Here is a 19,985-nt window from a genome sequence, read left to right on the forward strand (position 1 = left end):
TCGCCCCGCATGGCAGTCGACTCCTCCACCGAGCACGTCAGTACGACGAAATGGCCGAGCCCGTTCGGGGTCCGGACCCGGTTGGTCGCGTCCAGCGCGCTGATGCTCTTCACCGAGCTCGCGCTGATCCGCTGGACCGGCTCGAACGTGGTGCATCTGAGCTACTTCTCGAACTTCGTGCTGCTCGGCTCGTTCCTCGGCATCGGGATCGGCATCCTCCGGTCCGGCCGGGCCAAGCGGCTGCCGTACTACTCGCCGGTGATGCTCGGCCTGCTGGTCCTGGTGATCGCCTGGAAGCCGGTCACGGTCGACCGTGGTACGTCGTCCAGCGTCATCTACTTCACCAGCCTGAACACCACCGGCCCGCCGGTGTGGGTGATCCTGCCGATCATCTTCGTCGCCGCCGCGGTCGTGCTCGCCGGTCCGGCCGAGCTCGTCGGCCGCTGCTTCGCCGAGTTGCCGCGACTGACGGCGTACCGGTACGACCTGATCGGAAGCCTGGTCGGGATCGCGGCCTTCACCGGGCTGTCGTTCCTCGGCGCACCGCCGATCTGGTGGGGCGCAATCGTCACGGTGATGTTCGCAGCGCTGATGATCCCGCGGCCGCGGTCCGCCGCTCCCACCAGCCGCAGCCTCGTCGCGGCCGGGCTGAGTGGGGCGCTGGTGCTGGCGCCGTTGCTGGTGATGGTCGGGGTCCTGTTCCACGAGTCCACGCGGCCGGAGAACAGCTGGTCGCCGTACTACAAGGTGCAGACGAAGGCGTCCACCTGGCAGAACGTGCCGCTGCTGACGATCACGGTGAACGGCGTGCCGCACCAGCAGGCGATCCCGGCCGACGCACGGTTGCAGTGGGAGCCGCAGTACGGGCTGCCGTATGAGCGGGCGAATGTCGGCAAGACGCCGAAGAACGTGCTGATCATCGGCGCAGGGTCCGGTTCGGACGTCGCGATCGCGCTGAAGAAGGGCGCGACGCACGTGGACGCGGTCGAGATCGACCCGCGGATCCGCGACCTCGGCAAGGCACTGCATCCGGACCGGCCGTACCAGGACCCGCGGGTCACGTCGCACATCGACGACGGGCGCGCGTTCCTGTCCCGGACCGACAAGAAGTACGACCTGATCCTGCTGGCCCTGCCGGACTCGCTGACGCTGGTGAACGGCGCGAGCTCGCTGCGGCTGGAGAGCTACCTGTTCACCCAGCAGGCGTTCGAGTCCGCGCGTGACCACCTGAATCCGGGTGGCGCGTTCGCCATGTACAACTACTACCGCGAGACCTGGCTGATCGACCGGCTCGCGTCGACCGCGCAGTCGGCGTTCGGGCACAAACCCTGCGTGGACAAGGTCGGCGACGACCTGCAGCAGGCGGTCGTGACGGTCGGGCTGACCGAGGCCGACCAGACCTGCAGCGCCGAGTGGGGCGGAGCGAGCGCGATCACGCCACCGCCGGCGACCGACAACCGGCCGTTCCTCTACCTGTTCACCGACCGCATCCCGTCGCTGTACCTGATCACGCTCGGGCTGGTCATGGTCGCGGGTCTGATCGGAGTCGGGATCGCCGGCGGCGGATCGTCGTACCGGCGGATGCGTCCCTACACCGACCTGTTCCTGCTCGGCGCCGGGTTCATGCTGCTGGAGACGAAGAGCATCACGGGCTTCGCGTTGCTGTTCGGTACGACGTGGGTGGTCAACGCGATCGTGTTCGCCGGAGTACTGGTCGCCGTCCTTGCTGCTGTCGAAGTCACCAGACGGTTCAAGACACCACCTTTGAAAGTGATGTACGTCGTCCTGTTCGGTGGGCTGGTGCTGGCGTGGTTGTTCCCGGACGAGTGGCTGCTGTCGATGCCGGTGGGCTTGCGCGCACTGGTGGCCGTGGTGATCGCGTTCCTGCCGATCTTCGCCGCGAACGTGATCTTCGCCAAGCGCTTCACCGACACCGCGGACGCCACCGCGTCGTTCGGTGCCAACCTCCTCGGCGCCATGCTCGGCGGCTGTCTGGAGTACGCGGCGCTGATCATCGGCTTCGACGGCCTCCTGATCATCGCGGCCCTGCTCTACCTCGGTGCCTTCCTGCTCCGCCCGAAAGTCCCTGCGGTGGTGCGAAGTTGAGCGAACTCGCGGACTACTACCGGGATCGCGCGGCGGAGTACGACGCGGTCTACGACAAGCCCGAGCGGCAGCAGGACCTGGCAACCCTGAAGGAACTGCTGCCGCCGCTGGTCGCCGGGAAGCGAGTCCTGGAGATCGCCGCCGGCACCGGCTATTGGACCCAGGTGCTGGCCGGATCGGCGCAGTCCATCGTGGCGACGGACCTGAACGAGGAGACGCTGGCGATCGCGCGATCCCGGTGGTACTCCTCCGAGGCTGTCAGCTTCCAGGCTGCCGATGCGTACCGGTTGGACGAGCTCGCCGGCGAGTACGACGTGGTGTTCGCCGGGTTCTTCTGGTCGCACGTACTGCGCCAGGACGCGGCTCGGTTCGCGCAGTCGCTCGTGCGGCGCGCGGAGCGAGTGGTGCTGGTCGACAACCAGTACGTCGCCGGCAGCAATTACCCGATCAGCCGGAGGACTGCCGACGGCGATACCTACCAGACTCGGCGGCTCGAGGACGGTCGTACGTACGACGTACTGAAGAACTTCCCGACCACGGAGCAGTTCACAGCCGACGTGGCACCGGCCGACGTCACGTGGACGGACCTGACCTACTTCTGGCTGGCCACCGTCACCGGGTAGTCGGCCTGCGCCGGACGATCTCGCGGGCTCGGGCGAGGTCGGCGTGGTTGTCGATCTCGACCCAGTCGGTGCGGCCGATGGAGACTGTGTCGATGTGGAACCCCTGATCGATCAGGAGTTGGTACGCGTCCTCGTAGTAGAGGTGGGGATCACGGCGCCAGGTCTGCTCGAGGGCGGTGGTGAGGTCGGCGGCGGCCGTGGGCTCGATCAGCGTGAGGCCGATGTATTCGCCGGTGGCTGCGGCCGGGTCCAGCTGCTTGGTGATGCGTTGGATGCCCGCGGCGTCCGAGCAGATGACCTTCATTTCCTCGTCGGCCAAGGGCTTCTCGGTGTCCAGCGCAAGGATGATCCGGCGGTCGTCTCCGCGGGCGTCGAGGAGGGCCTGCTGGACCGAGGCCGGGTGGACGGTGTCGCCGTTCGCCAGCAGGACGCCGTACTGCAGGTGATCGCGGGCGCACCACAGTGAGTACGCGTTGTTCCAGATCTCGCCCTTGTCGTTGTGGACGAGTTCGAGGCGGACGCCGTACCGCGTTTCGAAGTCCTTCACCCGCGCCTCGACGGTGCCGGCGGCGTACCCGACCACGATCGCGATCTCGGTGATGCCGACCGCCGCGTAGTTGGCCAGCGTCAGGTCCAGCACGGTGACGCCGGGCGCGATCGGGACGAGTGCCTTGGGCAACTTGTCTGTCAGCGGCAGGAGGCGGCGACCCGCACCGGCGGCGAGGATCAGTCCGATCATGGCTCATGGTACGGGTTCGGCCCGTGCGGTGGGGATCCGTCGCCGCGTGGTGGCAGGATCAGGGACATGACGTGGCTCGTGACTGGTGGTGCTGGGTACATCGGGGCGCATGTGGTACGTGCGTTCCGCGCGGACGGGATCGACGTGGTGGTGATCGACGACCTGTCCAGTGGGCAGGCCGAGTTCGTCCCGGACGGCGTGCCGTTCGTGCACGCGAACCTGCTCGACGGTACGGCGGTCCGCCGGGCGCTGGAGGGGGTCAGCGGGGTCGTCCACCTGGCCGGGTTCAAGTACGCCGGGGTGTCGGTGGACCGGCCGCTGCACACCTACACGCAGAACGTGACCGGGATGGTGTCGCTGCTCGAAGCGATGGCCGACCAGGACATCCGCAACATCGTGTTCTCGTCCAGCGCCGGGGTCTACGGCACCCCGAAGGACGAGGTGGTGACCGAGCAGACCCCGCCGGACCCGCAGAGTCCGTACGGCGAATCGAAGCTGGTCGGCGAGTGGTTGCTCCGGGACCAGGCGCGCGCGGTGGAGCTGAACCACACGTCGCTGCGCTACTTCAACGTGGTCGGATCCGGGGACCCGGCGGTGTACGACGCGAGTCCGTACAACCTGTTCCCGATCGTGTGTGACCTGCTGTCGCAGGGGAAGATCCCGCAGATCTATGGCACGGACCACCCGACGCCGGACGGTACGTCGGTCAAGGACTACGTGCATGTGGCCGATCTGGCCCGCGCGCACGTCGCCGCCGCCAGGGCGCTGGATGCGAGCAAGACTCTAGAGTCCGTCTACAACTTGGGCAGCGGCACCGGCACCTCGGTGCGCGAGATCATGGACGCCGCCCGCCGCGTCACCGGCATCGACTTCACCCCCGACGAAGGCCCGCGCCGCCCCGGCGACCCGTCCCGCGTGGTGGCCAACGGCGACCTGGCCGCCCGGGATCTCGGCTGGCAGAACACCCACACCGTCGACCAGATGTTCGCCACTGCCTGGGAGGCCTGGCCCAACAAGCCCTGACCCGCCGGGTCGGCACACTGCACCCATGGCCCGAGACCCCGCCACCGATGCCGCCGAGGCGTGTTCGTGTGGGCGGGGTGTCCGGCAGCCATGGCGGACCCGGGACGCGTTGTGGAGTCCGGCGTCCTTCATCGGAGGACTGGTCTGGCTGGCGCTGGGCGTCGGGTCGGTCGTCGGCGGATGGACTGTGTTCGGGGCGAGCTTGCTCGGAGTGCTGGCCGGGTTCGTGGTCGGGGCGCTGGTGCGGCAGGCGACCCGCGGGCACCGCGGGACGTGTCTGCTCACGCGGGGATCGTGGTTCGGCCTGGCGGCGCCGGGACTTCCGCTGCGGGTGACGTTCTGGTTCTCGTTCTGAGCTTGGTCCTGGGCCGGACCCTGCGCTGGACCCTGGACCGGACCGAAAAACATGGTCGGCGATCCTGTCCGGCGGTAGCCTGTGGCGCAGTTCACAGTGCCACCCGCCCCGCGGGTGCCGAGGGAGGGGCCCGAACCCATGAGTCACGAAAGCCTGCCGCAGTTCCTGGCGAAGATCGATCTCTTCCAAGGACTGTCCCAGGACACGCTGTCCGATCTGATGGCGCGCGGTACGACGCTGACGATCCCAGCCGGTCAGCACGCGGTCGAGCAGGGCGCGGACGACGCCGGCCTGCAGGTGGTGCTGGAGGGATCGGCCGAGGTCACGGTGCACGGGACCGACCGAGCGCCGCTCGGACCGGGCGACTACTTCGGCGAGATCTCCCTGGTCGACGGTCTGCCGCGATCCGCGACGGTGGTGGCCGGGCCGGACGGGCTGACCACGTTCGCACTGTCGTCGCTCGCCTTCGCCCCGGTGGTCAAGGACAACTCCGACGTCGCGGAGGCCCTGCTCAAGGCGCTGACCGCCCGGATCCGTTCGCTCGAGGCCCAGAACTGAGCCGAGCGGCCCGCACGAACGGCGGGAGGGCGCGGAGGACGTGGACGTGATCGCACCGGTCGAGGAGCGCAAGGTCGTCACGGTGCTGTTCTGCGACCTGGTCGGCTTCACCACCGCGTCGGAATCCGCCGATCCGGAGGACGTTCGCCGCTGGCTGGCGCCGTACCACTCGACCTTGCGAGACACCGTCGAGCAGTACGGCGGAACGGTCGAGAAGTTCGCCGGCGATGCCATCCTGGCCGTTTTCGGGGCACCGCGCTCGCGGGAGGACGACGCCGAGCGCGCAGTCCGGGCCGGGCTCGCGGTCCTCGACGCGGTCGCGGCGTTGCCGGCCGGGCCGCTGGAGGTCCGGATCGGCATCGAGACCGGCGAGGCGCTGGTCCAGTTGAGCGCGCGGCCGGAGCTCGGCGAGCCGTTCGTCACCGGCATGGTGGTCAACCTGGCGGCCCGGCTGCAGTCGTCGGCACCGATCGGCGCCGTCGTGGTCGGCCCCGGCACGCATGCGGCGACCGACCGGGTGTTCGGCTACGAACGGCTGGAACCCGTTGCGGCCAAGGGGATCAGCCGCGACGTCGACCGCTGGCGGGCCGGCCCGGCCCGAGCCCGCTTCGGCGCAGACGTCATCCGCGACCTCAGTACGCCGATGGTCGGCCGGGAACGGGATCTCACCTTGCTGCGGACCGCGTTCGACAAAGCGGTCGCCGAGCGGCTGCCGCAGTTCGTCACGCTGCTCGGCGAACCGGGCATCGGCAAGTCCCGCCTGGTCGCCGAACTCGGCGCCTGGCTGGACCGCCACGACGAGCTCGTCACCTGGCGCGAGGGCCGGTCCGTGCCGTACGGCGAGACGCCGTTCTGGCCGATCGCGGAGATCGTCAAGGTCCAGGCCGGGATCCTCGACACCGACGGTCCGGCCGAGGCCGTGGCCAAGCTGGACGCGATCCTGCCCGACGACGGCGATCGCGCCTGGCTGCGGGCGCGCGTCGGCCCGCTGGTCGGTGCCGTGTCCGGCGTACCGGCGGGGGCCGGGACCCAGGAGGAATCGTTCGCGGCCTGGCGGCAACTGCTGGAGTCGTTCGCCGAGCAGTCGCCCGCGGTGCTCGTGTTCGAGGACCTGCACTGGGCTTCGGACGCGCTGCTGGCCTTCGTCGACCACCTGGCCGAGTGGGTGACCGACCTCCCGCTGCTGGTCGTCGTCACCGCCCGCCCCGAGTTGCTCGAGCGTGGCCCACGATGGACTCGCGCCGTGCAGAACTCGCTCACGATCGGACTGTCGCCGTTGAGCGAAGCCGAGACCGGGCAGCTGATGGACCGGATGTTCGCCGGCCAGGACGTCCCGACCGAAACGCGCGGGCGGCTGGTACGACGGGCCGACGGCAACCCCTTGTACGCCGAGGAACTCGCGCGGATCGTGACCGAGTGCGGCGTCGACCAGGCCACGTCCGGTGAGCTGCCCGCGGGGATCGCGGCCATCATCGCCGCGCGCCTGGACACGCTCGACCCCGAGCGCAAGGCCCTGCTCGCCGACGCCGCCGTGGTCGGCCGGGTCTTCTGGGCCGAGGCCGTCGCCGCACTGTCCGGCCGGGACCCGGCGTACGTCGTCCAGGCCCTGCAGGAGCTGGTCCGCAAGGAGCTCGTGCGCCCGGTCCGGCGGTCGTCGATGCTGGGTCAGCACGAGTACGTCTTCTGGCATGCTCTGACCCGGGACGTGGCCTACAGCCAGGTGCCGCGGGCGATCCGGGCCGACCGGCACCTGGCCGCTGCCGACTGGCTGGATCTGCGCTGTGCCGCGTGCCAGGCCGAGACTCCCAGCCTCATCGCCCACCACCTCACCACTGCCCTCGACCTGGCTGCCGCCGCCGGCGACACGGAAGCGGTCGCCGCGATCACCCCACGGGCCCGTCGCAACCAATGCAAGGCCGCCGAGCTCGCGATGAACCTCGATGCCGGCCAGGCGCTGACTCTGCTGGATCGCGCGCTGAGCCTGACGCCGCAGGACGATCCGGATCGGCCGGAGGTGCTGGCCCGGTGGGGTTGGGCGGCCTTCCTGACCGGGCGGCTCGACGATGCGCGGACCGCGTATCGCGAGGCGGTCGCCGGTTTCGAGGCCGCCGGCGACATCCCCGGGATGGCGAGAACGTTGCGCGCGTCGACGTACGCGATGAGCAACATGGCCGAGAGCCTGGCGACGATCGAGCGGGTGGTCGCGATGCTGACGGAGCTCGGTCCGAGCGAGGATCTGGCCGGGGCCCTGGCAGGCCAGGCGAGCATCCTGCTGGTGGCGAGCCGCCGGACCGAGGCGATCGCCTCCGCCGACCGCTCGCTGCGGATGGCCGCCGAGCAGGGGTACGCCGTACCGCACCGGGCGCTGGAATCCCGCGGGCTGGCCAGGGTCGGCGAGGGAGACACCGGCGGACTGGTCGACATCAAGGACGCGCTGGCCGCGCTGCTCGAGCTCGGGCAGGGCCGGGACGCGGCCGTGACGTGGTTGAACTACGGCTTCGTGGTGTGGCAGATCGAGGGGCCCGTGGTCGCGTTGGCGACCCTGGCCGAAGCGCGTGAGTTCTCGGCTCGTCGCCGGTTGCTCGAGTTGGAGCAGCAGCTCAGTTGCACTGTTCTGCAGTTGATGATCGAGACCGGTCGCCCGGCGGAGGTCGCGACGTTGTGCCGGGCCCAGCTCGATGATCCGGGTCCGGCGTTCATCACGCTGCGGCGGATCGAGGTGCTGGCCGCGCTGGCGGCCGCGGAGCTCGAGCTCGGCATCGGCACAGCACGGGAGCATGCCGAGGACGCGTACCGGCTGGCCGTCGAGGCAGGCTGGCCCGACTTCGTCGCGGTCGCCGCGGCGCCGACGGCGGCGGCCCAGGCCCGCGACGGCGACCGGGACGGCGTCCGCGAGATCCTTCAGCGGTTGCGCTCACTGTCGGATCTGCCGGGCAGCCATGAGTTCGCCGCGCGTGCTCCAGGTCTGGTCCGCTCAGCACTGGTCGTGGGGGAGGTCGAGGCTGGTGCCGCGCTGGCGGACCTGCTCGTGCCGCTGCTGCCGATGCGGGAGTACTCCGCGACCACAGCGCAGGCGTTGCTGGACGAACAGCGCGGCGATCAGGCGGCCGCTGCGAACGGATTCGCCCGCGCGGCCGCGGACTGGGGTGCCTTCGGCAACCAGCTCGAGCAGGCCCATGCGTTGCGCGGCGTGCACCGCACCACCGGCGATCCAGCTGCCCTGGCGCAGGCCGAGGAGCTGTTCACTGCGATGGGTACTCCTTCTTGAAGGGACCTGAAGGCGTGAGGTCGAAGGCGCCCGGGCCGGTGAGTACGCCGCCTTCCACCGGCAGCGTGTGCCCGGTGATCCAGGAGGCGTCGTCGGAGGCGAGGAACGCCACGGCGGCGGCGATGTCCTCGGGTTCGCCGACCCGGCCGAGCGGGTACATCTTGGCGAACTCTGTCAGCGTTTCCGGCTGCCTGTCCCAGTTCGGGGTCCGAACGGTGCCTGGGGCAACCACATTGAAGCGGACGCCCATCCGGCCGTACCGGGCCGCGTAGTTCACCGTCATCGCGATCTGACCCGCCTTGGCCGCGGCGTACTCGATGTTGCCGAACGCCGCCAGGCCGTTGACCGAGCTGATCGTCACGACGTTGCCGCGGGTCTTCACGAGGTGTGGCAATGCCGCCTGGATGCACCGGGACGCGCCGACCAGCGTGAGGTCGAGCTGCTGGTGGAACTCCTCCGCGGTCGCGTCCTCCGGGACCGAGGTCACGATGCAGCCGCCGGCGTTGTTCACGACGACGTCCAGCCGCCCGAACCGCTCGACCGTGGCGGCGACCGCCGCGTCCACGTCCTCGCGACTCGTCACGTCCGCCCGCAGCCCCAGCGCCCGCTCGCCGATCTCCGCCGCGACCTGGCCGACCTTCTCCTCCTGGAGATCGGTCACCACCACGGCCCCGCCCTCATCGGCGATCCGCCGGGCCACCGCGGCCCCGATCCCCTGCGCGCCCGCCGTGACCAGCGCAACCCGACCCTCGAACCGCTGCATCAGCCCTCCACTAGTAGATGTGCTGAGTTGGAGCCTCGCACAGCATCTCCGGCGCCCATGCAGGCACCTCGCTGCGTTGGAGAAGCAGCCACGATGAAACCCGCATCGAGGCACCTTCTCCGCCTTGCGATGCACCTACCTGGACACCGGAGCTCCTGCACGATGCTCCAACTCAGCACATCCGATCGACCTTCTCGTCCTGTACGCGGCGGTCCAGTTTCGCCGGGTCCAGGTTGCGACAGAGGACGATCGAACCACCTCCGGAGATCACTCCGACCAGTAGTCCTACTCCGTCCCGGGACGCCAGGTCCCGGGTGACCAGGATCCGGTCGGCGACGGGTTCCGCCGTACTGATCAGGTCATCGTGGGTGAGTTCGTCGTACGCCGGTGACGCGGGCGACGGCGGGTCGAACGGGACGAACATGTCCGGGTGGTTGTAGACCTCGGCGCCGTAGTCGTGGATCCCGTCCGGCAGCGGTTCGCGGAACCGGCCGCCCAGCGGCAGCAGTGCGGACGCGACGGTCTCCCGCTCGCCGCGGATCGCGACGTCCGGGCCGGTGATCGCGAGGGTGCCGGTGCCGGTGGTCAGCGAGGCGCCGACCGACCAGGTGGACAGGGCCCAGACGACGCCGAGCCAGTGCGGCGGCAGGCCGATCGCGACCGTCTCGCCGGACTCCAGGTCGTACTCGTCGACGAGCAGGTTGGCGGTCTTGGCCACCCAGTTCGCGGTGGTGACGGCGCTCAGCTCGATCCGCTCGCCGGTCGTGTCGTCGTAGTAGGTGAGGAACGGAGCGCCGCCGTCCCGGCGTACCGCGGCCGCGAACAGCTCGGGCAGAACTCGTGACATATGGCCCACCCTACGGTTCGCGCCGCGACGTAGCGTGGAGGGGGATTCCCGGAAAGAAGGCTTGTCATGGTGCCATACCTGGCGCTGCCGGAAGGCGGCGAGTGGATCGTCATCCTGGTCATCGTGGTCCTGCTGTTCGGCGCGAAGAAGCTGCCCGAGCTGACGAAGAACGCCGCCCGCGCGATGAACGAGTTCAAGAAGGTCCAGAACGGCGAGGACGATGATCCGCCGGCGGTCGAGCCGCCGCCGGCCGAGCCCGGCAAGACCGGCCCGGAGACCGTCCGCGAGGAGCCCCGGTCCACTTCCTGATCACTGCCAGGCGGTCGGGTGTCACCTTAGGTGAGCCCTGGCTAAGTAAAAGGTGCGACGCTACGCGGTGAGATCAGGTTCTCGTAGCCTCTGTACATGTTGATCCTGGTCGGCCTGGCTCTGATCCTGGTGCTGACCATTGCCACTGGCTACTTCGTCTCGCAGGAGTTCGCGTACGTCGCCGTGGACCGCAGCCGGCTGCGGTCGCTGGCCGAGGGTGGTGACGCGGCCGCCGCGCGCGCACTGAAGGTGACGAGCCGGCTCTCGTTCGTGTTGTCCGGCGCCCAGGTCGGGATCACCATCACCGCACTGCTGGCCGGGTACGTCGCCGAGCCCTACCTGGGTGCGGGCCTGTCGCACGTGCTCGGTTCGGCCGGCGTACCGGAGTCGGTGAGCCTGTCCATCTCGGTGATCCTGGCGTTGCTGGTGGCAACGATCATCCAGATGGTGCTCGGCGAGCTGGCGCCGAAGAACCTCGCGATCGCGAAGTCCGAGGCGATCGCGCTCCGGCTGGCCCGGTCCACCTTGATGTACCTGACCATCGCCGGACCGCTCATCCACGTGTTCGACGCGACCTCGAACCGGATCCTGCGCCGGGTCGGCATCGAGCCGGTCGAGGAGCTGCCGCAGGGTGCGACCGCGCAGGAGCTCGACCGGATCATCGTCGAGTCCTACGAGCAGGGCCTGCTGGACCAGGACACCATGCGGCTGCTCGACCGCGGTCTCGACTTCCGCCACCGGACCGCCGGCGAGGCGATGCGGCCCCGGGTCGACGTGTTCACCGTGCACCAGGACGAGCCGCTGACCCGGATCGTCGACCTGCAGGAGACCGGCCACACCCGGTTCCCGGTGATCGCCGACTCGGTCGACGAGGTGGTCGGGGTGATCGCGATCGGAGACGTCGTCGAGGTCGAGCCGGCGGACCGGTCGTGGGTCACCACGGGTTCGCTGGCGACGCCGCCGGTCGTCGTACCGTCCACGCTTCCGCTGCCCGGCGTACTGGAGCGGCTGCGGACGGCGCACCGGCAGCTGGCGATCGTGGTGGACGAGTACGGCGGTTTCGCCGGGATCGTGTCGCTGGAGGACATCGCCGAGGAACTGGTCGGCGAGATCCGGGACGAGGACGATCTGCCGGAGACCGGGCTGGTCCAGGGCGGCGACGGGTCGTGGGTGGTGCCCGCGCGGTGGCGGCTGGACGAGGTCGAAGAGGCCACCGGTGTCGCGCTTCCCGAGGACGACGACTACGAGACCGTGTCCGGTCTGGTGATGGCCCGGCTCGGCCGGGTCCCGGTCATCGGTGACGAGGTGGCGGTGGAGCTGCGCCGGCGGTTCGACCATGACGGGCGGCCGGTCCCGCAGGAGTTCGTCCGGCTGTCGGTCCAGACCGTCGTACGGCATGTGCCCGGTCTCGTCGTGATGGAGCGGTTGCCATGAGTACGCCGCTCGCTCTGCTCATCTCGGCCGTGCTGCTGGTCCTGAACGGCTTCTTCGTCTCCGCCGAGTTCGCTCTGGTCGCGTCGAAGCGGCATCGGCTGGAGCAGGCTGCGGCGGCCGGCAGCCGTTCGGCGCGGGCCGCGATCGCCGGTGTGAGCGAGTTGTCGCTGATGCTCGCGGGTGCGCAGCTCGGCATCACGCTGTGCACCTTGGGTCTCGGCTCGCTGAGTGAACCCGCGGTCGCGAATCTGCTGCATCCGCTGTTCGAACTGATGCACATCCCCGAAGGTGTCGGTCATGTGCTCGCGCTGATCATCGCGGTCGGCGGTATCGGCCTGTTGCACGTCCTGCTCGGCGAGATGGCCCCGAAGTCCTGGGCGATCAGCAACCCCGAGCGATCTGCTTTGTTGCTGGCGCTTCCGTTCCGCGGCTTCACGTACGTCTTCCGGCCGCTCCTCCTGGTGCTCAACTGGATCGCCAATGCCTGTGTCCGCTTGGTCGGAGTGACTCCGCAGAACGAGCTCGCCAGCGCCCACGGCCCTGACGAACTCCGGCTGCTGATCGAGTCCTCCCGCGAACACGGCACGCTCGAAGATCCCGAGCACGACCTGCTCACCGCGATGCTCGCGCTCCAGAACACCACGGTCGTCCAGGTGATGACCCCGATCTCCCAGCTCGTCACCGTCCCGGCCGAGGCGTCGGCGCGCGAGGTCGAGCTCACCAGCCGCCGCGAGGGCCGCTCCCGCCTGGCGGTTGTCAGCCCGGGTACGGCGATCTGCGGCATCGTCCACGTTCGCGACGCGGCCCGCGCGACCACGGCCGGCGGTACGACGCTGCAGGCGTCCGAGCTGATGACGGAGCCGCTGCGGCTGCCCGCCGAGACCCCGGTCGCCACGGCGATCCGGGTGATGCGCGATCAGCGATCCCAGTTGGCCGTCGTCCAGGGAACCGACCATCCGCTCGGCGTGGTGGCGCTGGAGGATCTGCTGGAGGAGGTGATCGGGGAGTTCGACGACGAGACCGACCCGATCATCAGTGCCGCCGCGGAGTCGAGGGCCAAAGATGTTGCGGATGGCAACTGAGTGGTGGCGGGAGACCGCCGTTCCGGGCCGGGTTCGCCGGGGCGGCTACCGTTGAGGCAGGAACCGTCCGGAGGAGGTTGTCGTGCCTGTGCGCCGGCTTGGACTTGTTGTTCACGAGGGCCGTCCGCTGGCGGTGCGGACAGCCGCGACGGTGCGCGCGTGGGCGGACCGGCACGGCATCGGCTGCACCGACATCGACGTGTGGAACTCGCATGAGGAACGGCGTGGCGGGATGGACGAGCTGCACCACGCCGGGGACCCGGATCTGGTCGTCACGCTCGGCGGTGACGGCACGTTCCTGCGCGGGGCCAGGATCGCGGCGAAGAACAACGCGTCGGTGCTCGGGGTCGACCTCGGCAAGGTCGGCTTCCTGACCGAGGTGGCCTGCAGCGACGTCGAAACCGCGTTGGAGGCCGTCTACCACGGCGGCGCCACCATCGAGGAGCGGATGACGCTGACCATGCGGGCGTCCCGTCCGCTGGAGATCCCGAGTGGGATCGAGTCGCTGCTGCGCTACGGGCACGGTCCGGCGTTGCCGCCGCCGGCGGTGCGCCCGGAATCCACCGAGGGCGACGGTTGGGGTGTCGCACTGGACGTCACCGCGTTGAACGACGTCGTACTGGAGAAGCTCGCGCGGGACCACCAGGTGGCTCTGGGGGTGTACCTTGCGGGCCGGCTGCTTGCGTCGTACTCGGCGGATGCGGTGATCGTGGCGACGCCGACCGGGTCGACGGCGTACAGCTTCGCAGCGGGCGGGCCGATCCTGTCGCCGAACATGGAAGCGGTCGTCTTCACTCCGGTCGCACCGCACATGACCTTCAATCGAACGGTTGTCGCAGCACCCGACGAGCCGGTCGCGCTCCGGGTGCTGCCGCACTCCGGGCAGGCCGCTGTCAGCATCGACGGGCAGTTGCGCGGGGTTCTCGATCCGGGTGACTGGATCGGTGTCTACGGCTCGCCGCGACGGCTGCGGCTGGTCCGGCTGGGACCGACCGACTTCTACGGCCGGCTGCGCGATCGCTTCCGCCTGACCGACGCGCCCGCGACAGCACTCGACGGCGAATCGGAGGCCTTCTGGCGGACGACGTCGCCGGTGCCGCCGGATCTGGCACACCTACGGCTGCCACCACCCGTCGACGCCGGGTAGGGTCTCCCAATGCGAAACGTGGTGATCCTGGCGGGCGGCGCGGGGACGCGGCTGTGGCCGATGACGAGGGACGACAGGCCGAAGCAGGTGCTGCCGTTGGCGGCCGGAGAGTCCTTGCTGCGGGTGGCGTACAACCGGCTGCGCGGACTGGTCGAGCCCGAGAACATCTACGTGTGCACGGTCGGTGCGTACGGCGACGTGGTCCGCAAGGAGTTGCCGGAGCTCGGCGAGCACAACATCATCGGTGAGCCGGCCCGCCGCGACACGGCGAACGCTGTCGGCCTCGCGTCCGCGGTGGTGGGACGCAAGGATCCTGATGCCGTGGTGGCCTTCGTCGGGTCCGATCACCTGATCAGTCCGGAGGACGAGTTCCGGGCCGCGATCGTGAGCGGGTTCGAGGTGGTGGAGCAGCGCGCGCGGTCGCTGGTGACGTTCGGGATCGAACCGACGCATCCGCACACCGGCCTCGGCTACATCGAGCGCGGCGCGCCGATCGAGGGCACCAAGGCGTACGTCGTCGACCGGTTCCGCGAGAAGCCGGACCGCGCGACCGCGGAGGAGTACCTGGCCACCGGGCGGTTCTGGTGGAACTCCGGGATGTTCGTCTGGCGGGCCGAGACGGTGCTCAGCGTGTTCGACGAACTGATGCCGGAGTCAGCGACGAACCTGCGTCAGGTCGCGTCGGTCTGGGACACCCCGGAGCGGGAGGAGACGCTGGCCGGGATCTACCCGAACCTGCGCAAGATCAGCGTCGACTACGCGGTGATGGAGCCGGCCTCACAGGGCAAGGTGGACGCCGACGTGGTCGTCGTACCGATGCCGGTGCACTGGCTTGATGTCGGCTCCTGGGCGGCCCTGGCCGGCACCTACGAGACCGATGCCTGCGGCAACCGTACGGACGGCACGACGCTCAGCTGCCTGCTCGACTCGCACGACAACATCATCGTCACCGACGACCCCGACCACCTGGTCGCCGCCGTCGGCCTTCGCGGCCACATCATCGTCCATACCCAGGACGTCACCATGGTCTGCCCGCTGGCCGACGGCGAACGAGTCAAGGACCTGGTAGCCCAGGTCCATTCAGACCACGCCGACAAGTACCTCTGACCGAACCCCGGGACGCACGCCGAAGCACTCCTCGCGGAGCCCCCTGCCTCCAGCGGCCCGGGCAGGTCGGTGGGACCGGGCGGGCGGTGTGCAGATCGACAGGTAGTGCACCTCTGAGACGTCGTACACAGGACGCGCGGCCGCTCAACCGCACTACCTGTCGGGCCGACACCTCCTGTCCATCTGCCCGCAGTCCCCAGCCGAACCGACCCCACTTCAGACCGGGGTGGCCGTGCGAGCCGCTCGTTCGCGGACTTCACCTGTGCACAGGTGTTTCGCCCGTCACGTGAACTGATGTGAGTGCTTGGTGAGCGGCCCAAAGAACAGCCGCCGCCGAAGACGGTGTCCTTCGGCGGCGGCTGTTCGTGGCGGAAGGTCAGCCGCCGTTGGGTTCCTGGGCGTCGGAGGCGGGGTACTTGTCCAGGAACTGCTGGAGGGACTCGCCGCTGACGGAGCCGCAGAACTGGCGGTGGCCGAAGGACTTGTTGTCCGACTGCGGGGCGCTCCAGTGGGCGAAGGCGACCGTCTTCCCGTCCGGCCAGGGCTTGCCGTCGGACTCCTTGAACGGCGCCGCGATGAACTTGCCCATCGAGCCGTCCGGCAGTTTCGCCTTGGAGATCTTCTCGATCTCGTTGATCTGGTCCTTCGGCAACGTGTCGCGGTACCACATCAGCGTGTAGCCGTGCTCCAGGTTGTGCACGAGGTTCTCCACCGGCGGCCGGTCGTCGACGGTGTAGAACTTCTTCCCGAACGGCGCCCAGACCGCGTAGTGCGGGCCGGACGACGGCGGTGAGACCGGGTAGGCGATCTTCTCGCCGTCCGGCCGGTGGTCCTGGGTGCCGCCGCCCTCGTCGTTGGTGGGCGCATCGCACGAGGCGGCCGAGGCGGCCACTCCGAAGTCGGTGACGGCCTGGTTCTTGGTCCGGGAGTCCTGGATCAGCCGGATCGCCGGGTAGGCAATGATGGCCAGGCCAACGACGATCGAGGCGATCACGATGAGCATGGTCCGCCGCTTGTCCTGGCGAGCCTGGTCCCGCTGCATCTTCTCGATCATTTCGCGGCGCGACTGCTTCTGCGACGACGCTTTACCCACAGTGTTGGTCTTCCCGGATCGGGGCGGCCACCGCGCCGCCGTGCGGATGCAGTGTACGCAGCGACCCTGAGAGGTTGCCTAGAAAACTACCTCGGTCGTGAGCCGAACGTGACCGTCGCCTCACTGCCCGGCCCGGTCCGCACGGAGACGCCGTACCCCTCCGCGTGCAACAGCACCGCGAGCCGCTCCGCGATCACGCCGACCGCGACGGGTTCGTCGCCGAACACCGTGACAGCGTTGTCAAGCACCTCGAGGTGAATGTCCTCGACCTCGTCCAGCAAGCCGTCCCACAGCGCCGGGTCCACCTCACGCGGCCCAGCGGGCGCCACCCGATCCAGTACGGCGGCCCGCGCGGCCTCCCGGGTCCCCAGGCTGAACATGTCCGAGGCGGCATCCCGCACCAGCGCCCGCGCGCCCGGACCGTGCTCGCCAACGGGCAGTACGACGTCGCCCAGTCCACGCACTACGGCGACCGGTACGCCGTCCGCCTTGCCCTTGACCAGCTCGCTGGCACTGGCGATCTCGTCGGCCAGAGCCGGCTCCGTCACCGCGAGCACGTTGCCGTGGCTGTCCGTCGTACCGCGGAGGTCTTCCACCACGCGCACACCGGCCGCGCCGATCGCCAGATCGGTCTGGCCGTTGCGCCACGGGCGGCCGAGCGTGTCAGTGACCACGATGCCGACGTTGACGTCGTACTGCTGCTTCAGGGCCTCACGCAGCTGCCGGGCTGACGCATCCGGGTCGACGGGGAGCAACAGGACCGTGCCGGGCGCGGTATTGGACGTGTCAGTGCCGGCGGCGGCCATCACCAGGCCGTGGCGGGTCTGCACGATGCGGGTCTCGCCACGCTGGGCCACGACGCGCACGAGCTCGGCGTCGATCGCCTCCTGCCGGGTGCCGTGGGTCAGGCGCCCCTCTGCCTTGCTGACGATCTTGGAAGTGACGGAAACCACGTCACCGTCCCGCAGGTCCGCCCCCTGGCCGATCAGCTCCGCCAGGTCGTCTCCGGCTGCCACCTCGGGCAGACCGGTCACCGGGAAGACTTCCAGGTGCTTCCTCATCGCCGTACGGCCTCCGCGAGGTTCAGTGCCGCGTCAGCCATCGCGGCGGTTTTTGTGTCGTCCGTCATCCACAACGGCACCGCCTGCACGTGAATTCCGGCTCCTGCGATCGAATCCTGCTGGGCGTAGTCCGACAGGTCGATCAGCCACCCGTCCAGTACGCCGCCGGACGCGCGCGAACCGTAGTACCGCGCGACCGCCGAGGCGGTGGAGGCCACACCGACGGCGGCCAGCACCTTGTCGGCCATGCCGCGGACCGGACCGCTCCCGATGATCGGCGAGAGGCCGATGACCGGAGCGGACGTCTCCCGGACGGCATCGCGGATGCCGGGGACGCCGAGGATGGTGCCGACCGAGACCACCGGGTTCGACGGCGGCACGATCAGTACGTCGCAGTCGGCGATGGCCTCCAGCACGCCAGGGGCCGGCTTCGCCTTCTCCTGGCCTACCGCGATGATCTGGTGCGCGGGGATCTCGGCGTGCCAGCGGACCCAGTACTCCTGGAAGTGGATCGCCTTGCGCCGGCCGGGGTTGTCCGGGTCGTCGACGACCACATGGGTCTCGACCCGGTCGTCGCTCATCGGCAGCAACCGGACCGGCAGCTTCCACCGTTGGCACAGGGCTTCGGTGACCGCGGTCAGGCCGTAGCCGGCGTCGAGCATCTGGGTCCGGACCAGGTGGGTCGCCACGTCCCGGTCGCCGAGACCGAACCAGGTCGGCTCCACGCCGTACGCGGCCAACTCCTCCTTGATCACCCAGGTCTCGTCCTCGCGGCCCCAGCCGCGTTCGGCCGAGATACCGCCACCGAGGGTGTACATCACGGTGTCGAGGTCCGGGCAGACCCGCAGCCCGAACAGGGTGATGTCGTCCGCGGTGTTCCCCACCACGGTGATCTCGGCATCCGGGCGAGCCTTGAGCAGCCCGCGCAGGAAGGTGGAACCGCCGACGCCACCGGCCAGTACTGTCAATCGCATAGGAAGAGTCTGCACGAGTCGTCAATGCGACGAACCACCGCACGACTATGCTGCGGTGGGTCCGAACATCCGCACAGCTCAGTTGTACGGCCCCCAACATCCCGAGGAGCCCTCGTGGTCACCGACGCAACCAAGAAGCTCAGAGAGCCGGTCGCGTACATACTGCTCGCATTCGCCGGTCTGATCGTGCTGGCATCGCTGATCCGGCTGTTCGTCGGCGGCGCCGGATTCACCGCGGCCGCCGGTGGAGTGCAGAGCATTCTCACCCCGCCGTCCTTCGGTGCAGTGCTGCTCCTGTTAGCGCTGACCGCCGCGGTCTGGCTGGTGAACGAGGCAGGTGAACGGACAGCGAATGCCCGGACCGTGACCTTGGTCGCGCTCGTGATCACCGGTGTGGCCCTGCTGATCGGCCTGATCACGGCCTTCGCGGGCTTCGCGGAGACCAGCACCGCCGGCCTGAAGATCGTCGGCTTCGTCTACGCACTCGCCGGCCTCGCCCTGTACGGCGCTGTCGGCCTCTATGTCATGAAGACCTTCCAGGCGCTGCCGGTGCCGGTCCGCGCGCCGAAGCAGGGCCAGTTCGCCCAGCAGCAGGGTGGCCAGTACCCGCAGCAGCAGTTCGGCCAGCAGCAGGCGCCGTACGGTCAGCAGCAGGCCGGCTACGCCCAGCAGCAGGGCCAGCAGGGCCAGTACGGCTATGACCAGGGCCAGGCCCAGGGCCAGGGCCAGTACGGCGGTTACGGCGCGGCTGCAGGTGCCGGTGCGGTCGGTGGCTATGCGGCAGCGCAGGGCGACCAGCAGTGGCCGCAGGAGCAGAGCTGGAACCAGGGCGAGCAGCAGCAGAACTGGTCCGCCGGTGAAGCCGAGGCGCAGCAGGCCGGCCAGCAGCCGGCTGAGCAGGCCTGGCCCGTCGCCGAGGCCCAGCCGGGCGCCGAGCCGACCCAGGCGTGGAGCTCCGAAGGCCAGCAGCAGTGGGGCGGCCAGGACCAGGGTCAGCAGTGGCCGCAGGAGCAGCAGCAGTGGGGCGGCACCGACGCCGGTCAGCAGCAGTGGTCCGGCCAGGACTACGGCCAGCAGGCACAGCCGGCCGCCGACGAGTACGGCCAGCAGGCACAGCCGGCCGCCGACGAGTACAGCCAACCGGCGCAGCCGGAGTGGCCGGCCCCGCAGGAGCAGAGCCAGCACGAGCCGGCGCAGCCGGAGGCCCAGCAGTCCTGGCAGCCGGGTGAGCAGTCCTGGCAGGCCGAAGAGGCACCGGCCGCCGAGCCGGCGCCCAGCGCAGAGCCGGAGCAGCCGCAGGCGACCGAGGCCGCTGCCGACGAAACCCGCGTGGATCCACGCGTTTCCGAGTCCGACAAGGACGATCAGGGCCAGCAGGGCCAGGGTCAGCAGGGCTGGTGGTCCCAGCCGTCCTGAGCTGGTGGTCCCAGCGGGGCTGAAACGCCTTGCTGACAAGGCAGCAAGCCCTTACCGAGCTGGTGGCGAAAGTTCTTCAC

Annotated in this window: 18 protein-coding genes; 12 read left to right on the forward strand and 6 right to left on the reverse strand. The window is 69.5% G+C overall.

Translation table 11 applies throughout. The features are described from left to right. Positions 1-9: 9 nt before the first annotated feature. A complete protein-coding gene (locus tag ACIBG5_RS14255; RefSeq protein WP_396391962.1) occupies positions 10-2,106 on the forward strand; it encodes a spermidine synthase in 2,097 nt (698 codons plus the stop codon). Continuing rightward, positions 2,103-2,729 carry a class I SAM-dependent methyltransferase gene (locus tag ACIBG5_RS14260; RefSeq protein WP_396391964.1) on the forward strand — a complete coding sequence of 209 codons (627 nt, stop codon included), beginning with the start codon at positions 2,103-2,105 and terminating at the stop codon, positions 2,727-2,729. Before ACIBG5_RS14255 ends, ACIBG5_RS14260 begins: the two co-directional genes overlap by 4 nt. Here the strand turns inward: ACIBG5_RS14260 and ACIBG5_RS14265 are convergent. Continuing rightward, positions 2,719-3,468, reverse strand: coding sequence for a sugar phosphate nucleotidyltransferase (locus tag ACIBG5_RS14265; RefSeq protein WP_396391965.1), 750 nt, complete (start codon positions 3,466-3,468; stop codon positions 2,719-2,721). The two genes, ACIBG5_RS14260 and ACIBG5_RS14265, sit on opposite strands and share 11 nt — an antisense overlap. A gap of 66 nt (positions 3,469-3,534) precedes the next feature. On the opposite strand from ACIBG5_RS14265, the gene galE reads away from it, so the two are divergent. The 4 genes from galE (at position 3,535) to ACIBG5_RS14285 (ending at position 8,672) form a co-directional block, all read left to right on the forward strand. Then, positions 3,535-4,491, forward strand: a complete 957-nt coding sequence (gene galE / locus ACIBG5_RS14270) for a UDP-glucose 4-epimerase GalE (protein WP_396391966.1) — start codon at positions 3,535-3,537, stop codon at positions 4,489-4,491. A gap of 25 nt (positions 4,492-4,516) precedes the next feature. After that, positions 4,517-4,846 carry a hypothetical protein gene (locus ACIBG5_RS14275; protein ID WP_396391967.1) on the forward strand — a complete coding sequence of 110 codons (330 nt, stop codon included), beginning with the start codon at positions 4,517-4,519 and terminating at the stop codon, positions 4,844-4,846. Between the two features lie 138 nt (positions 4,847-4,984). Then, positions 4,985-5,404, forward strand: a complete 420-nt coding sequence (locus ACIBG5_RS14280; RefSeq protein WP_396391968.1) for a cyclic nucleotide-binding domain-containing protein — start codon at positions 4,985-4,987, stop codon at positions 5,402-5,404. Positions 5,405-5,450: 46 nt separating this feature from the next. After that, positions 5,451-8,672, forward strand: a complete 3,222-nt coding sequence (locus ACIBG5_RS14285) for an AAA family ATPase (RefSeq protein WP_396391970.1) — start codon at positions 5,451-5,453, stop codon at positions 8,670-8,672. Here the strand turns inward: ACIBG5_RS14285 and ACIBG5_RS14290 are convergent. Both ACIBG5_RS14290 and ACIBG5_RS14295 read right to left on the reverse strand, forming a co-directional pair. Beyond that, positions 8,647-9,435: an SDR family NAD(P)-dependent oxidoreductase gene (locus tag ACIBG5_RS14290; RefSeq protein WP_396391971.1), complete on the reverse strand. Its 789-nt coding sequence runs from the start codon at positions 9,433-9,435 to the stop codon at positions 8,647-8,649. The two genes, ACIBG5_RS14285 and ACIBG5_RS14290, sit on opposite strands and share 26 nt — an antisense overlap. Positions 9,436-9,607: 172 nt before the next feature. Continuing rightward, entirely contained in the window at positions 9,608-10,282 is a 675-nt protein-coding gene (locus ACIBG5_RS14295; protein WP_396391972.1) for a TIGR03089 family protein, read from the reverse strand. Between the two features lie 66 nt (positions 10,283-10,348). Between ACIBG5_RS14295 and tatA the strand changes: the two genes are divergently transcribed. From tatA to ACIBG5_RS14320, 5 genes are all read left to right on the forward strand, one after another. After that, entirely contained in the window at positions 10,349-10,591 is a 243-nt protein-coding gene (tatA, locus tag ACIBG5_RS14300) for a twin-arginine translocase TatA/TatE family subunit (protein ID WP_396391973.1), read from the forward strand. Positions 10,592-10,687: 96 nt separating this feature from the next. Next, the gene (locus tag ACIBG5_RS14305; protein ID WP_396391974.1) at positions 10,688-12,025 is read left to right on the forward strand and encodes a hemolysin family protein; all 1,338 of its coding nucleotides are present in this window, start codon (positions 10,688-10,690) and stop codon (positions 12,023-12,025) included. Next, on the forward strand, positions 12,022-13,107 hold the full coding sequence (locus ACIBG5_RS14310; RefSeq protein WP_396391975.1) for a hemolysin family protein: 1,086 nt from the start codon (positions 12,022-12,024) through the stop codon (positions 13,105-13,107). Before ACIBG5_RS14305 ends, ACIBG5_RS14310 begins: the two co-directional genes overlap by 4 nt. An 82-nt stretch (positions 13,108-13,189) precedes the next feature. Then, on the forward strand, positions 13,190-14,254 hold the full coding sequence (locus ACIBG5_RS14315; RefSeq protein WP_396391976.1) for an NAD(+)/NADH kinase: 1,065 nt from the start codon (positions 13,190-13,192) through the stop codon (positions 14,252-14,254). 9 nt (positions 14,255-14,263) lie between these two features. Next, a complete protein-coding gene (locus ACIBG5_RS14320) occupies positions 14,264-15,361 on the forward strand; it encodes a mannose-1-phosphate guanylyltransferase (RefSeq protein WP_396391977.1) in 1,098 nt (365 codons plus the stop codon). A 376-nt stretch (positions 15,362-15,737) separates the two neighbouring features. Here the strand turns inward: ACIBG5_RS14320 and ACIBG5_RS14325 are convergent, their stop codons facing one another. From ACIBG5_RS14325 to cofD, 3 genes are all read right to left on the reverse strand, one after another. Beyond that, positions 15,738-16,415, reverse strand: a complete 678-nt coding sequence (locus ACIBG5_RS14325) for a DUF3105 domain-containing protein (RefSeq protein ID WP_396391978.1) — start codon at positions 16,413-16,415, stop codon at positions 15,738-15,740. A 125-nt stretch (positions 16,416-16,540) separates the two neighbouring features. Next, positions 16,541-17,515: a coenzyme F420-0:L-glutamate ligase gene (locus ACIBG5_RS14330; protein WP_396391979.1), complete on the reverse strand. Its 975-nt coding sequence runs from the start codon at positions 17,513-17,515 to the stop codon at positions 16,541-16,543. Continuing rightward, entirely contained in the window at positions 17,512-18,489 is a 978-nt protein-coding gene (gene cofD, locus ACIBG5_RS14335) for a 2-phospho-L-lactate transferase (RefSeq protein WP_396391980.1), read from the reverse strand. The genes ACIBG5_RS14330 and cofD overlap by 4 nt, the downstream gene beginning before the upstream one ends. Positions 18,490-18,603: 114 nt before the next feature. Between cofD and ACIBG5_RS14340 the strand changes: the two genes are divergently transcribed. After that, positions 18,604-19,905, forward strand: coding sequence for a hypothetical protein (locus tag ACIBG5_RS14340; protein WP_396391981.1), 1,302 nt, complete (start codon positions 18,604-18,606; stop codon positions 19,903-19,905). Positions 19,906-19,985: the final 80 nt, after the last annotated feature.

Origin of the sequence: Kribbella sp. NPDC050241, from assembly GCF_044459685.1 — a bacterium.
Taxonomy (GTDB): domain Bacteria; phylum Actinomycetota; class Actinomycetes; order Propionibacteriales; family Kribbellaceae; genus Kribbella.

Bases quoted from the DNA above. Each gene is read 5' to 3' on its own strand.
- ACIBG5_RS14255 (WP_396391962.1), top strand. From the start codon at position 10: ATGGCAGTCGACTCCTCCACCGAGCACGTCAGTACGACGAAATGGCCG.
- ACIBG5_RS14265 (WP_396391965.1), bottom strand. From the start codon at position 3,468: ATGATCGGACTGATCCTCGCCGCCGGTGCGGGTCGCCGCCTCCTGCCG.
- galE (WP_396391966.1), top strand. From the start codon at position 3,535: ATGACGTGGCTCGTGACTGGTGGTGCTGGGTACATCGGGGCGCATGTG.
- ACIBG5_RS14275 (WP_396391967.1), top strand. From the start codon at position 4,517: ATGGCCCGAGACCCCGCCACCGATGCCGCCGAGGCGTGTTCGTGTGGG.
- ACIBG5_RS14280 (WP_396391968.1), top strand. From the start codon at position 4,985: ATGAGTCACGAAAGCCTGCCGCAGTTCCTGGCGAAGATCGATCTCTTC.
- ACIBG5_RS14290 (WP_396391971.1), bottom strand. From the start codon at position 9,435: ATGCAGCGGTTCGAGGGTCGGGTTGCGCTGGTCACGGCGGGCGCGCAG.
- ACIBG5_RS14295 (WP_396391972.1), bottom strand. From the start codon at position 10,282: ATGTCACGAGTTCTGCCCGAGCTGTTCGCGGCCGCGGTACGCCGGGAC.
- tatA (WP_396391973.1), top strand. From the start codon at position 10,349: ATGGTGCCATACCTGGCGCTGCCGGAAGGCGGCGAGTGGATCGTCATC.
- ACIBG5_RS14305 (WP_396391974.1), top strand. From the start codon at position 10,688: ATGTTGATCCTGGTCGGCCTGGCTCTGATCCTGGTGCTGACCATTGCC.
- ACIBG5_RS14310 (WP_396391975.1), top strand. From the start codon at position 12,022: ATGAGTACGCCGCTCGCTCTGCTCATCTCGGCCGTGCTGCTGGTCCTG.
- ACIBG5_RS14320 (WP_396391977.1), top strand. From the start codon at position 14,264: ATGCGAAACGTGGTGATCCTGGCGGGCGGCGCGGGGACGCGGCTGTGG.
- ACIBG5_RS14325 (WP_396391978.1), bottom strand. From the start codon at position 16,415: ATGATCGAGAAGATGCAGCGGGACCAGGCTCGCCAGGACAAGCGGCGG.
- ACIBG5_RS14330 (WP_396391979.1), bottom strand. From the start codon at position 17,515: ATGAGGAAGCACCTGGAAGTCTTCCCGGTGACCGGTCTGCCCGAGGTG.
- cofD (WP_396391980.1), bottom strand. From the start codon at position 18,489: ATGCGATTGACAGTACTGGCCGGTGGCGTCGGCGGTTCCACCTTCCTG.